At 50.1% G+C, this 14,702-nt stretch carries 10 protein-coding genes; 2 read left to right on the top strand and 8 right to left on the bottom strand.

What is annotated here, in order from left to right; translation table 11 throughout:
• Positions 1-24 precede the first annotated feature (24 nt).
• Positions 25-597, bottom strand: coding sequence for a D-sedoheptulose 7-phosphate isomerase (gene lpcA / locus NT073_RS02500; protein WP_297368277.1), 573 nt, complete (start codon positions 595-597; stop codon positions 25-27).
• A 92-nt stretch (positions 598-689) separates the two neighbouring features.
• Positions 690-2,486, bottom strand: a complete 1,797-nt coding sequence (locus tag NT073_RS02495) for a hypothetical protein (protein ID WP_297368275.1) — start codon at positions 2,484-2,486, stop codon at positions 690-692.
• 133 nt (positions 2,487-2,619) lie between these two features.
• Between NT073_RS02495 and upp the strand changes: the two genes are divergently transcribed.
• On the top strand, positions 2,620-3,267 hold the full coding sequence (gene upp, locus NT073_RS02490) for a uracil phosphoribosyltransferase (protein WP_297368274.1): 648 nt from the start codon (positions 2,620-2,622) through the stop codon (positions 3,265-3,267).
• A 97-nt stretch (positions 3,268-3,364) separates the two neighbouring features.
• Here the strand turns inward: upp and NT073_RS02485 are convergent, their stop codons facing one another.
• The 4 genes from NT073_RS02485 to cysM form a co-directional block, all read right to left on the bottom strand.
• Entirely contained in the window at positions 3,365-4,006 is a 642-nt protein-coding gene (locus tag NT073_RS02485; RefSeq protein ID WP_297368273.1) for an outer membrane lipoprotein carrier protein LolA, read from the bottom strand.
• A 126-nt stretch (positions 4,007-4,132) separates the two neighbouring features.
• The gene (locus NT073_RS02480; protein WP_297368272.1) at positions 4,133-6,703 is read right to left on the bottom strand and encodes a DNA translocase FtsK; all 2,571 of its coding nucleotides are present in this window, start codon (positions 6,701-6,703) and stop codon (positions 4,133-4,135) included.
• A 158-nt stretch (positions 6,704-6,861) separates the two neighbouring features.
• A complete protein-coding gene (locus NT073_RS02475) occupies positions 6,862-7,911 on the bottom strand; it encodes a quinone-dependent dihydroorotate dehydrogenase (protein ID WP_297368270.1) in 1,050 nt (349 codons plus the stop codon).
• A gap of 34 nt (positions 7,912-7,945) precedes the next feature.
• Positions 7,946-8,818 carry a cysteine synthase CysM gene (gene cysM, locus NT073_RS02470; RefSeq protein ID WP_297368267.1) on the bottom strand — a complete coding sequence of 291 codons (873 nt, stop codon included), beginning with the start codon at positions 8,816-8,818 and terminating at the stop codon, positions 7,946-7,948.
• Positions 8,819-9,090: 272 nt separating this feature from the next.
• On the opposite strand from cysM, the gene NT073_RS02465 reads away from it, so the two are divergent.
• Positions 9,091-9,528, top strand: coding sequence for a LytTR family DNA-binding domain-containing protein (locus NT073_RS02465; protein ID WP_297368264.1), 438 nt, complete (start codon positions 9,091-9,093; stop codon positions 9,526-9,528).
• 153 nt (positions 9,529-9,681) lie between these two features.
• On the opposite strand, the gene NT073_RS02460 is transcribed toward NT073_RS02465, so the two are convergent.
• Positions 9,682-11,385 carry an AMP-binding protein gene (locus tag NT073_RS02460; RefSeq protein WP_297368262.1) on the bottom strand — a complete coding sequence of 568 codons (1,704 nt, stop codon included), beginning with the start codon at positions 11,383-11,385 and terminating at the stop codon, positions 9,682-9,684.
• Between the two features lie 484 nt (positions 11,386-11,869).
• Entirely contained in the window at positions 11,870-14,422 is a 2,553-nt protein-coding gene (locus NT073_RS02455) for an FdhF/YdeP family oxidoreductase (RefSeq protein ID WP_297368259.1), read from the bottom strand.
• Positions 14,423-14,702: the final 280 nt, after the last annotated feature.

Raw genomic sequence — 14,702 nt, 5'->3', positions numbered from 1 at the left:
GGCCCCTCGGGATTTTAACAAGATTTAAAGGACCTGTTTCTCGATCAGCAGGATAAACAGATGAATAACCTTTATGTGAATTTCCTGAATGCGGTCGGCGTAACCGAAGTGGGGTACCCGAATTTCAACATCGGCTTTGTCGGCTAGCTTGCCACCGTCTTTGCCGGTAAGCAATATGACTTTCATCCCTTTTTCGCGAGCCGTTTCAACGGCGCGGACAACATTGGCTGAGTTACCACTTGTGCTCAGGCCCAGCAGAACATCACCTTCATTGCCCAGACCTTCGATGAAACGGGAGAAGACGAAGTCATAGCCAAAATCATTGCTTACGCAGGAAATATGGCTAACGTCAGAAATGGCAATAGCCGCCAGCGACCGGCGATTGTCCCGGTAACGACCCGAAAGCTCTTCGGCAAAGTGCATGGCGTCGCAGTGAGAGCCACCATTACCGCAGGATATGATCTTGCGTCCGTTTTTGAGCGCATCGGCCATCAGCACGGCGGCCTGTTCAATGGCCGAAAGGTTATCGGGATTGCCAAGGAATGTCTCTAAAACAGTCTGAGCTTCGGTCAGCTCCCGGCGAATAATATCAAGCATTTTTAAATCGTACGTAATAAAGTCCTAAGTCGTCAACAAGCACGGCGCCGTAAACTTAGTTACGACTGGTGACTTTTCGGCTGTTGACGGGCTTAAAACACCCAATTTCGGTAGGGGAGATTCCAGCGAAGGGCAAAGCTGGCCGTCTGATCTGTATAGCTCTGGGCCTTATTCTGGCTGTCCTGAAACCTGTACAAGTAACGGCCTTCCAGAAAAATATTGTGCCGTATCATATACGAGAGCCGTAAATCGGCGTAGGTAGTAACCGTTTTGCGGCCCTGGCCAATAAAATTCCCTTCATCTCGAAACCGAAAGGTGTAATCTTTTAAAATGTTGCCGCCATAATTAATGTCAACTGCGGGATCGGCACCAAACATCATTACTCCGAATATGCCGTTAGCCGATAGCTTCTGGCGCTGAAAGCGAACAATACCCAGCCCTTCCATAAAGTTACTCCCCAACGGATGCGCCAGTGGTTGGCTATAATGCGCATAGTTGGTTTGACCAGAGGTAACGGTAGGGGAGGATTCGTGCGAATACGTATAGGGGCGTGCCAAATTAAATTCCGTTTGCAGATCGAGATTTGGCACGCCGAAGGCATCAATGTATTTAGCTCCGATTTGAACCGCAAATTTGTTTGTCCAGTCGCCTTTGCCCGCCAGCAACGGTCTTAATCGGAATTCATCCAGCATAAACTGGCTGTATACTAGAAAATGCGACAGGAAATTAGCTTTGAAGTCGATGCCAATAAAGGCGTTGTCTCTACTCCCCAGACTCGACTCTACATATCGGTATAGAATGATTGGGTTCAGATAGCTTAGATCAAGGCGGTCACGACTAAATACTTCCGCTTCAAAAACGCCTACGTTTATATGGTCGCTTATATTGATACTAACATGGTGCATGGCCGCAAACTTGGGCGGAATAAGCTTATCGTCCTGAACGCGGGGCGTTTGTGTGTTCTGCAGCGATGTAAACAGATTTGTGTACTGAATACGGCTTCCCAAGCGAGTCGATAACTTCAGGAAGAGATAAGCCGGACTATTGTCTGACAGGAGCAGCGATCGAAAGCCATTTCCGAAGAAGTTTCGGTCGTGGCCAAACTGGACGTTGATTACCTTAAGTGTGTTAAAGGTAATGTACCCTCTGGCCGTCAAAAAATCGGCTCCGTTGGTGCGAAAGGGCTTCACAAATCCTTCGCCCGGTGCTGTAGTCTGTAGTATCCCCTCAGCGTTATAAGTCTGGCCGTAAGTTTGTCCGTAACGTTGAATGTACTCGGGGTAGATCGCCTGATTATCCGCAAAAAAGGTGTAGAAGCCCAACTTACGGCCAATGGTTCCACGCACTTCCAGCCCACGCGTATTGACAAACAGCGGGTCCGGTTTGTTGGTTGTTGCCGTTGCCAGCCCGGAAAGTGTTTCAGCGCCGAAGCCAATGTTAAATACCGGGTTTACATGCAAATCAACGTCCGGCGTTTGCAGATTATAAAAGTCCGCCTTCTTTTTATAAAAATAAGTTAGAACTGGCTTCCGGCTGTCACCTGCTGCTGTTGAAGTGGCCGACTCTACCCTTGTAAAGAGGTTTGGATTAAGCGAATCGGCGGGAGAAACCCATTCCCAACTGTCATTCAGCAGGTAATTGAAATTGAAATAGTCGGTATCCGAAAAATCACGGCTTGGGTGCGCGGCAACACTATCCGCCAACTGAACAATACTTTGGCGATTGTAAGGCTTTACCGAACTGTGAAACCCCTCAGCCCAACTGTTTTTGCGGATTTCGAGCCGGTCGATGAGGTGGTAATAATCTGCATTGAGCGGAGCAAAAGGACTCTGTGCCCGAACTGACAACGAAAGCAGAAGAAAAGAAATTAAGTAAACGTTGATGCGCATGTAACTACTGACCGGGGGTCTTATCGTGCTTATCTTGTGGCTGATTAGGTCATAAAAGCCGCTTAAATTAGCCATTAAGTTTGGATATACGCCAACCTTGCAACTAATTTACAGGCAAAGACGTCTCCAGACTATGTTTGTGTTTACCCACCAGCCTTCGTTGGCCAATCAGTACATTGCCGAACTCCGGGATGTATCTATCCAGCAGGACAGACTTCGGTTTCGTCGAAATCTGGAAAGATTAGGGGAGTTGATGGCGTATGAAATCTCCAAGAATTTGTCTTATCAGGCAATTGCTGTGCAAACACCCCTGGGGGTTTCCCACACGCAAGTACTTCGGACGCAACCTGTTCTGGCCACCATCATGCGGGCTGGCCTACCCTTTCATCAGGGGTTTGCCAATTATTTCGACCAGGCTGAGAACGCCTTTGCGGGGGCTTACCGGGGGTATACGCCGGATGGAGATGATGAGTTTGAGATTGCCATGGACTACATTGTGAGCCCCGACCTAAGCGGCAAAACACTAATCCTTTGCGATCCGATGCTGGCCACGGGCCGTTCGCTCGAAAAAGTTTATCATGCGCTCCTTCGCTACGGAATTCCGGCCCAAACGCACATTGCCGCTGTTATTGCCAGTCCGGAAGGCGTGCGCCATGTGCAGCAGCAATTGCCCCAATGCCATTTGTGGCTAGGCGCTATCGACGACCACCTGAATGAGCATTCTTACATAGTGCCCGGACTTGGTGACTCCGGCGATCTGTCCTTCGGCCCAAAAGTGTAAATAGGAAATATTGGTTGTACTTATGGGCCGGGCCGCGTTTGGCTTCAGCCCGTAACTCAGCCCATTTATTAAAGCCCATAGTTACAACCAATACACCTTATCTCAAGTCTACTACTTCTACGCCGGGATATTTTGATTTGTCGAAGGCGAAAAAGGAATCGGGGACGTTCACGTTTGGCGTGAATTTGGTAATCGTATACGACGTTTGCTTACCATCTCTGTTGCTGATCAGCCAGTTGCGTACCGACTTGTCTGCCTTGTCGACTGCGATCTGCACGGTTTTGATGGCGCTTTTCGGACGGTTGGACGTCAGCTCAATAACCTCTAGTGTGCGTCCTGCCTGTTTCTGCTCTTTTAAAAAACGATAATCGAAACCACGTTTGTAGATGGTATAGATCTGCGTTGGATTTAGCTCACTGTTGTTACCAGCATCGTAGTCCTGTACGTTGACTTCGTTCGACTCTTTGATGTATGTAGACATCGTTTTGCCGTCGGTAAATACTTCCTGGCCACCGAGCAGCAACCGAAATTTCTCGCTTTTTACAGTCAAATCGCCTTTATAGGATTCTTTTGCTCCGCCACCGGCACTGGCAAACGTAAAACTTGCCTGATACGATTTCAGCGATTTATATTTTTTACTCATCGCATCCAGAATACTCTGTGCCCGTTTGTCTTTTTGAGCGAAAGCAGGCAGCGTCATCACAAACGCTAAACTAAGCAGTACTGCAAATTTCTTCATTGTTAGTGGAATTACTCGTCAAGCCAACTCATGGATTCGTTTCCTGAGCGAATCTCTATTTTCTTAGACGGTAAAATAAAGGGAAAAGTTTAATATAGAATTTAAACCACTTTTGTGCCGTGCCAGTTACTCACCTTTCAGTCGCTTCAATATCTCTTCCAGCGTCTGTAAATCCTGTACTAGCACATCGCGGGCTTTGCTTCCCTCAAACGGCCCGACAATTCGGGCCGCTTCCAACTGGTCTACCAAACGGCCCGCGCGGTTATAACCGAGTTTGAGCTTACGCTGAATGAGTGAGGTGCTTCCCTGCTGATGAATAACGATAAGTCGGGCGGCCTCATCGAACATCGGGTCGCGGTTGGTCATGTCTACGTCCTTATCGTCTCCCTGACCGCCCTCGTCGCCAACAAATTCCGGCAGCGCATACGCGTCATCGTAGCCGCGCTGATTGCCGACAAACTCACAAATGTCTTCAATCTCGTTGGTGTCGACAAAGGGGCATTGCAGCCGGATAATATCGGAGTTGGAGGATAGCAGCATATCGCCCATACCTACCAGTTGTTCAGCGCCACCCGTATCCAGAATGGTGCGGGAGTCGATTTTTGACGTAACCTTAAACGACAGACGTGCCGGGAAGTTGGCTTTGATGAGGCCGGTAATAACGTTTACGGACGGCCGCTGCGTAGCGACGACCAAATGGATACCAATAGCCCGCGCCAACTGCGCCAATCGGGCGATGGGCTGCTCGACCTCTTTGCCCGCCGTCATCATGAGATCGGCCAGCTCGTCGATAATCAAGACAATATAAGGCAGGAAATGATGGCCCTTGTCGGGGTTGAGTCGACGTTTTATGAACTTGGCATTGTACTCCTTGAGGTTCCGGCAACCGGCATCTTTGAGCAGGTTGTAGCGGTTATCCATTTCGATACACAATGAATTCAGCGTATTGACAACCTTCTTGGTATCGGTAATGATTGGCTCTTCCGAATCAGGAAGTTTAGCCAAAAAGTGCCTTTCCAGCTTATTGAATAGGGTTAATTCCACCTTTTTCGGATCGACCAACACCAGCTTGAGCTGTGAAGGGTGCTTTTTGTAAATAAGCGATGTTAGCAGCACGTTCAGCCCTACCGACTTACCCTGTCCGGTAGCCCCGGCCATTAGTAAGTGCGGCATCTTGGCCAGGTCGGCTACATAAATTTCGTTCGAAATGGTTTTTCCCAGCACAATTGGCAGGTCGAACTTGCTGCTACTGAAAATATCGCTGGTGATAACCGACCGCATTGAAACCATTTCCCGGTTTTTGTTCGGTACTTCAATACCAATGGTTCCCATACCGGGCATGGGGGCAATAATCCGAATGCCCAGTGCCGAGAGGCTCAGTGCGATGTCATCTTCCAGGCTTTTGATCTTGGAAATGCGCACGCCTTTGGCCGGAATGATTTCGTACAGCGTAACCGTTGGTCCGATGGATGCCTGAATCGAGTCAATTTCAATCCCGAAGTTGCGGAGCGTATTCTCGATCTTCTCTTTGTTGACCGTCAGCTCATCGTCCGAAACCTGCGCTTTACGGCTGTTCGGATAGTCTGTCAGCAACTCATTAACCGGATATTGGTACTGAGGTAAGTCAATGGTTGGGTCGTACAGGCCATGAAGCGCAACCAGATCGTCTTCTTCGAATGGGTCTGGCTCAAAAGTAGGAGCGGGGGTTGCACTCAGCTCTTCTGCCGAATCGGGAGTGTCTGCTACGGCTTCGCGGTTTTTGATCGTAAGCGTAACCCCTGTTGTTTGAGCGATAACCTCCGGCAAAGGCGTTTCCTGCTCTCTGGCCGGTGGCGCTACCGGCGTATTGGCAAAAGTATTTATGACCGGAGATGGAATGGACTCGGGTGCCGTTTCCAGTGAATCGTCGAGGTCCTGCTCGTCTTCTTCGTCGGGTTCTTCTTCACTCTCTGAATACGTTTGCAGAGGATCGGACGACCGCCGGTTGGGCTTGGGTGACGACGGGCGGGAGAAAGTTGGCAGCTTGATCGATCTTACATCGAAGAAATAAATAACGAAGGCGAAAAGTGCAAAGGCAATAAAGGCCAGGTTGCCCCACCCAAAGAGGCTATACAACGCTACATTGAATTCGTACCCAATACCTCCGCACCAGACACTGGCCGTTTCGGCAGAATCGGTAACGAGTACGATGTAGCCCAGCATGAGGCTGATCCAGACGGCGGCAAACAGAAGCCCCGTTGTTGTTCGGCTCAGGGGGAGCAGTTCACTCCCAAAGGTCATTTTGTAACCCGCCAGAAAAACGATGATCGGTAGAGCCAGCGCCCCCACTCCGAACCAGCGGAAAACAAAGGCGTGAGCCACATACGCGCCCACCAGGCCGACCCAGTTACGGGTTTCGCTGCCAGATTCTGCTAGCGGTTCGGAGAATGCTGCGCCCACTACACTCTGGTCGGCAGGGCCGTTTAGCAGGTAGGACATGAAAGCTACCATCAAACCGAGCGCCAGGCCCATCAATAACACGCCAAGTGTTAAGGTCGAACGCTGGTCGGTAAGCCATCGGTCAAGTGCCGCCCCCCAGTTGAACGACGTACTTTGCGAACGACCGGGCGACGGATTACTATCGCGGTTTACGCGCGGACGCGGTTCAGCAGGTCGTCGGAGTGTATTCTGGCGGGGCGATGTTGTTGGTTGTGCCATGCGTTGATGTTAGGCGGTAGCTACAGGTAAATTTCTCACTTTTTACTGAGAAACTACGATGAGAACGGTGTATACACACAAAAATTTGACTACCTGATTATCCGGTACATTCATGCAATAAGGGCTTGCCTAAAGGTAACGGCTTTCAATGGGCTGCTTTACAAATCGTTCAGCAAAGCTTTATTAATTCGTTTGGCCAGAGCAGGCCCTTCGTAGATAAAACTGGTGTATACCTGCACCAGACTGGCACCGGCGCGGAGTTTCTCCTGCGCATCCTCAGCCGAGAAGATGCCCCCAACGCCAATGATCGGAAACGCTCCGCCCGATTGCTGGTGAAGGTACCGAATTACCTCGGTAGCCCTTTCCCGGAGAGGTCGGCCACTTACACCACCCGCACCCATTTGGGTAACCGTGGCTGTGTCGGTTGCCAGGCCATCCCGGCTGATGGTTGTGTTGGTGGCAATAACCCCTGCAATGCCTGTTTCGGCAACGATCCCGATGATGTCGTCCAGTTGACCATTGGTTAAATCGGGGGCGATCTTTAACAGAATTGGCTTAGGTACCGGACGCTGCCGATTTTCCTGCTGAAGGGCCGTCAGGAGTTGGGTGAGGGGCCCACGTTCCTGCAAATCGCGTAGACCCGGCGTATTGGGCGAACTGACATTAACCACAAAGTAATCGACCGCGTCGAACAGTTCGCGAAAACAGATCAGGTAGTCGCTCAGTGCCTGTTCGTTAGCTGTGTCTTTATTCTTGCCGATGTTGCCGCCAACGATCACCTGCCGTCCGCCCCGGTTCCTGGCAAAATGCCGAAGTCGTTCTGCGGCCGGGCCAGCCCCTTTGTTGTTAAAGCCCATGCGGTTGATCAGGCCCCCATCGGCTTTCAGCCGGAAAAGGCGTGGGCGTGGGTTGCCGGGTTGAGGGCGGGGGGTTACCGTACCGATCTCCACGAAACCAAATCCCAAGTCGCTCAGCTCACTGACCAGCTCCGCGTTTTTGTCGAATCCGGCGGCCATGCCTATCGGGTTCTGAAACGTCAGGCCAAAAACCGTACGAGCCAAGCGTTGGTCGTTAACGACGTAGAGCGAACGGAAAAGCGCCGACATGCCGGGAATTGACAGGGCTATTTTCAGAAATCGCGTTACGGTATGGTGAATGGTTTCCGCGTCGAAACGGAAAAGTAGGGGCAGAATAATATGCTTGTACATAAGTACAAAGATAACTGTAGCGTCGGTACTACACTCAACCGAACAGGTCTGATGAAAGATAGCGGTCGCCCCGGTCGCAGATGATACAGACGATAACGCCTGATTCGAGTTCCTGCGCCAGCTGCACAGCCGCGTGAACAGATCCGCCACTACTCATGCCCGCAAAGACACCTTCTATGTTGGCCAGTTTACGGGTCATGTGGGTTGCTTCGTCGGCAGAAACCTCTATAATGCGGTCTACGCGCTGTGGTTCGAAAATTTTGGGCAAATATTCGACCGGCCATTTCCGGATTCCCGGTATCGAAGAACCATCGGTAGGCTGGCATCCAACGATCTGGACATCGGAATTCTGTTCTTTCAGAAAGCGCGACGTACCCATAATGGTGCCCGTAGTGCCCATTGATGAGACAAAATGCGTGATTTCTCCGGCCGTGTCGCGCCAGATTTCGGGACCTGTTGTCCGGTAATGCGCCAGGTAGTTGTCGGGGTTGGCAAATTGGTTGAGCATCAGAAAGCCACCTTTCTGAACCTGAGCATCGGCGTAATCGCGGGCACTTTCAATCGTTTCAGTCAGGGTCACTTTAGCCCCGAAAGCTTCCATAGTCAGTACGCGTTCGCGCGTTGAGTTTTCGGGCATGACCAACTCAATAGGAATGTCGTAGAGCCGGGCAATCATGGCCAGGGCAATACCGGTATTCCCGCTGGTGGCTTCAACGAGCGTCATGCCGGGCTTAAAATCTCCTCGGGCCAATGCGCCTTGAATCATGCTGACGGCGGCTCGATCTTTTACACTACCTCCTGGATTATTACCTTCGAGTTTACCGTATAACGTAACGTTGGGATTTGGATTTAGTCGGTTGAGTTCAACTAAAGGCGTATTGCCGACCAAATCAAGCAGGGTTGCCATGCTGATGTATGAAAAAATGTCCTGTAGTTTTCAAGGAGAAAGAAGCTCAATAAGTTCGTTCGCCGGGCTGTTTCCCTAAAAATGAGCGCCAGCCAACCAGAATTCAACTACCCAGATCAGGGTATTTTTTTGTTTAACAAGGTATTTTTAGACGGTAACTGATTGGAAGACAGGTAAAAATTTGTAAACTTGATTGCTTGTTCAGGAAGCTACAGGATCTCCTGTTAGTCTGTTGACGAGTCTATTATTCACACCCATATTGCTAAAATAGTATGAAAACTCCCCTAGTGGCCCGTCCTCTTTCCAAAGTAGCCGTCGAACAGCTTGCGGGCGAGTTTGACCTGTCTGATTTAACGCTGCCTTTTTGGGGATATCGTAAAAAGATGCCCATGCACCGCATTGTTCGGTTAGAAGGTGAAGGGAACTATACCTTGTTTCACTTTGCCGACGGAAGCCAGTTAATAGTATCCCTGACGCTGAAAAAAATGGAGAGCCGGTTATCTTCGAAAGTGTTTGTCCGGCCGCATAAAAAAAACATTATCAACCTACTGTATCTGGAAGGTATTTACCCCGGTCAGCAACTTTGCGCCGGTCTTGTCAACGGCGACCGTGTCGAAGTGTCGCGCCGAAAAGCCAGTCGCTTTATTAAGCAGGTGAAAGGGTTTCAGCAGGAACTGAAAACAATGTATACACCCTGGCCAGTAGCGTAGAAGTCTGAACTTATACAGTCAGTATTTATAGAAAAGGCGTTCTCTTATCAAGAGAACGCCTTTTCTATAAATACTGACTCAATTACTTAATTCATTGTATAAGGCATGGTGTATTGGGCAACCGAATGCGGTCCGTTACACCATGTCTGTTGACTACTTTTTCAATTTGGCTAGCTCTTCGTCCCGTAGAGGTTTGCGAAGGATTTTGCCAACGTTTGACTTTGGTAGCTCCGTTCTGAATTCGATAATTCGGGGTACTTTATAGGGTGTCAGGTTCTCACGGCAAAAAGCTTTGATTGTGTCAGCCTCAAGCGCCGGGTCTTTCTTTACAACAAAAATTTTGACAACCTCCGTCGATTTCTCGTCGGGAACGCCAATACACGCCACTTCGAGCACGCCCGGACACTGGGCCACCACATCTTCTATCTCATTCGGATAAACGTTAAAGCCAGATACCAGGATCATGTCTTTCTTGCGGTCGACAATCTTAAAGAAGCCTTCCTCATTCATAACACCCACATCGCCGGTTTTAAACCAGTCACCCAGCATGGATTTGGCGGTTTCTTCGGGCCGGTTGTAATACCCGCTGAACACCTGCGGGCCACGAGCTACAATTTCGCCGGGTTCGCCAACGGGGGCATCGCTGCCATCGTCGCGGATGATCTTCATTTCTGTACTCGGCCAGGGGATGCCAATCGTGCCTACCCGTGCAGTGCCATCGGTAGGGTTAGAACAAAGGACCGGCGATGTCTCCGTTAGGCCATAGCCCTCGCAGGGGGTATTTCCGGTCAGTTTCGCCCATCGTTCGGCAACAGATGTTTGCAGAGCCATACCACCGGCCGATGTGATTTTAAGGTGGCTGAAGTCGACTTCGCCAATTCGAGGGTTATTCAACAGGCCATTATAAAGTGTGTTGACGCCTGTAAAAGCAGTGATCTTGTATTTTTTTAGATCGTCGATAAAGGCGTTCATATCGCGCGGATTGGTAATCAGCAGATTCATGGACCCGCTTTTCAGTGCCGCCAGTGCGTTGGTCGTGAGTGCATATACGTGGTAGAGTGGTAAAGCCGCCACAATGATCCCTTCGCCATCGGGAATACCACCCGGTTTCATCCAATAATCCTGCCCTTCAACATTAGATAGGATGTTTCGGTGCGTTAGTACAGCACCTTTCGAAACACCCGTGGTGCCTCCCGTGTACTGAACAAAAGCCATGTCCGTATTTTTGATCGCTACGGGTTTGAAAGGCTGGCTGCTGCCCCGGCTCAGGGCATCATTGAATGAGATTGCGTTGGGGAGGTTGTAAGCCGGAACCAGCTTTTTCACATACTTGACAACCGCATTAACGATCTGCTTCTTGGGGAAACCCAGCAAATCGCCGAGCGAAGTGACAATAACGTGCTGTATGTCCGTTCGGTCCAGTATTTTCTCCAGATTGCTGGCAAAGTTGGCCAGGATCACAATGGTTTTTACTCCGGAGTCCTTGAACTGATGCTGCATCTCGCGTGGTGTGTACAACGGGTTTGTGTTCACAACGGCCAGACCCGCACGCAAAGCACCAAACATTGCCACCGGATATTGCAGCGTGTTAGGCATTTGAATCGCTATGCGATCCCCTTTCTGGAGCTTCAGTTCGTTTTGCAGAAAGGAGGCAAACTGCGCTGAAAGCTTATCGACCTCACCAAAGGTGATTTCTTTCCCCATGCAGGAATAAGCAGGCCGGTCCGTGAATCGTCGAAAACCCTCATCCATCAGCGTTGCCAGCGATGAATAAGCATCTGGGTTTATCTCGTCCGGCACCTCTTTGGGGTAAAAACGGCGCCAGGGATAGGGATTTAGTGTTGACTCGGTGTTCATGTAGTGCGTAGGTTTTAGCGCGAAAATGAATTCGTCTGTCTTAGATAGGTATAGTAGGTATGACTTACGTTCCTCAGCTTAGGTATCCATAAATCATTGATACGTACAACAAAACTAAGGAAATTGTTCAATCTGGTGCGTATCTCAAAAACCTTTCTGTAATAACGCACAAACGCCGGACTTGGTAAAGCCCGGCGTTTGTATGCTGCCCATTTGTACAGGAATTATACCGTTTGTACAAAATGGACATCTTGATGCAACGCTAGAGACGAAAATTTCGTCATATACCCAGCGCGTAACAGCGTTTAAGTTAAGAAAAGAGTGCAGAAACGCCGGGCCTTTAATGAGTTCGGCGTTTTTAGTTTGGCACTATACGCAAGTTACACACTATTTTAATGACTTCATCTATGCTGCCTTATTTTTGTAACCAGTTGTAACCATAATCAAGTGACCTCCTTGCTTTATGTAGGTTGGAAACCGACAACTAACTGGCTTCTAACACCATGGGAACGGCTGATGTACTGCCTTCGGGCAGGCGTTCGGCAACGGGCTCTACCGTAACAACGATAAACTTAGACGTTGGGGTGTTGCTGATATACGCGACGCTGGCAACGGGAACCAGCGGGTTTACTTCTGGATAATATGCGGCTGTGTCGCCCTTCGGAATGTGATAGGGTATGGCTACGAACCGCTCCAATTTCCGTTGCTGCCCCTCAAAATGGCTGGTGATATTGACCAACTGCCGTTCCTGAATACCCCGCTCCTTCATATCCTGCGGGTTCATAAAAATAATCCGGCGTTCGCCATATACACCCCGATACCGGTCATTATAATCATAAATCGTGGTGTTGAACTGGTCGTGGCTGCGGATTGACATCAGCACGAGCTGGCCTGGTTCAAGGGTATGTTTGACCATGTCGGTCACCGTAAAATTGGCTTTTCCGTTCTCGGTGGTGAAATTCCGCTCGCGAGGTCCGTTGGGCAGATAGAAACCGCCGGGTTTGCGGATTTTCTCGTTGAACTTGTCAAAGCCTGGAATCACACGGGCAATAGCATCCCGGATTGTGTCGTAATTTTCGGTGTAGGCTACCCAGTCGACTTTGGTGCGCTCCCCCAGGGTAGTTAGGGCAATGCCCGATAGGATAGCAACTTCACTGAGCATTTCACCTTCTAATGGCTCCAATACGCCTTTGTTTTGGCTCACCACACCCATGGAGTTTTCACAGGAGGTGAACTGATGCCCTGATTTCTGCATATCAATATCCAGATGAGCGAAGCAGGGCAATATCAGCGACGTTTTACCCGTGACGAGGTGACCACGGTTGAGCTTGGTACTGACAAAGACGGTCAGACTCTGTTTTCGAAGCGCTTCGGCTACCAGTTCGGTATCGGGTGAGGCCGACAGGAAATTGCCGCCCAGACTCATGAATACGTTCGTTTTTCCTTCATGCATCGCCTTAATCGACTCTACGGTGTCGTGACCATGTTCGCGCGGTGGTTCGAAGCCATATTCTTTCTTGAGAGCGTCCAGAAAATCATCATGCGGGCGTTCCCAGATCCCCATTGTACGGTCGCCCTGCACATTGGAATGACCACGGACGGGACAGGTACCGGCACCGGGTTTGCCCACCGCTCCTTTCAGCAGGTGCAGGTTAACAATTTCCTGAATGCTCATCACACCGTTTTTCTGCTGGGTCAGGCCCATAGCCCAGCAGGTAATGATCTTCTGTTTGGGCGCAATGATGTTGGACGCTTCGAGCAACTGCCCGCGCGACAGACCACTCATTTCTTCTATATCTTCCCAAGCGGTGTTGCGAATTGTCGTTATGAACTCGTCATAACCGGCGGTGTATTCCCTAATGAATTCATGATCGATAACCTGACCGGGATTCTGCTCTTCAGCCGCGAGCAGGTGTTTCATAATGCCCCGCAGTACAGCCATATCGCCGTTGATTTTCACCTGTAGATGCAGGTCAGAAATGGGCGTACCCTTGCTGAGCAACGTTCCCACCGCTTTGATAGGATTCATGAAATCCTGCGGGTTCTTGAAGTGGCTCAACCCGGCTTCGTGCAGGGGATTAATGGCAATGATCTTGGCCCCTTTTCGCTTGGCGATCTGCAAGGCCGTAAGCATACGTGGGTGGTTGGTGCCAGGATTTTGGCCCATAATCAGGATAACCTCGGCATCGTGAACGTCATTGAGCGTTACCGATCCTTTGCCCAGCCCGAGGGTAGGACTCAGCGCCGAACCACTGCTTTCGTGGCACATATTAGAACAGTCGGGCAGGTTGTTTGTACCAAACTCCCGTACAAAAAGCTGATATAGATAAGCCGGTTCGTTAGGCACTTTCCCCGACGTGTAGAAAATAGCTTCGTCGGGCGATTTGAGCGCGTTCAATTCATCAGCTACCACCTGAAAAGCGTCCCGCCAAGTAATAGGACGGTAGTGCGTATCGCCGGGGCGGAGTACCAGCGGGTGCGTTAATCGACCCGAATTGTTCAAATCCCGGTCGGTCATATGCGACAAATCGACCAGACTATGCTTCGCAAAAAATTCGGGATCAGCCCGCCGTGAATCGGCATCGGAGGCCGTGGCTTTGGCACCGTTTTCGCAGAACTCGGCTACCGACCGATGATCGTCGGGGTCAGGCCAGGCGCAGGACGAACAGTCGAAACCGTCTTTCTGATTAAGTTTCAGGAGTGCATGCGTACCCCGGCCAACGCCCGCTTCGCTCCACGAAAACTCCATGGATTTAAGGACGGCGGTAACGCCAGCGGCCACCGTGGCGGGTTTGCCAAGTTTAAGGCCGGTGAATTCTTCGGGTGGCTGTGCCAGCACCGGGTTTTTATGTTTTGCGCCCACGTTATCGGGAGTTGGGAAAATACGTTTATCGGCATCGGGTTTTCCCTGCGGGTCGTAATGGTCATTGGTCCGCTCGCTACCCTGACCGGGTCGATCACCGCTTTGGGGAACGTTGTTAACATCCTGTTCGGCCGGATTACTGGGCCTGCTCTCGTTTTTAGGCGTCTTTTCCATAGTATAGGGCGGCCTGCGGCCGATAGTAAAATGTTGATAAAGCACGTATCTATCTAACGAAATCCAGGAACTGATGGCCTGACAGGGTATCCATTTTTGCTGTATTTTAATGGCATCCTCAAAACAATGCATTGTTGAGCCAACTTGTTTTGAGGGAAAAGATAAAGTAAAGGCATGGTTACTAACGAAACGGTGAGTATATCTTGTCCAGCCTCCTGTACCCGGCAACGTAGTATGGAAGGTGAGTATGTTGCGTGTGCGGTTTAAGCTAGTATCTGAG

Origin of the sequence: Spirosoma sp., assembly GCF_026391055.1 — a bacterium.
GTDB lineage: Bacteria > Bacteroidota > Bacteroidia > Cytophagales > Spirosomataceae > Spirosoma.
Note: the sequence above shows the minus strand (reverse complement) of the source record. Positions and strands in the feature narration are given on the sequence as shown.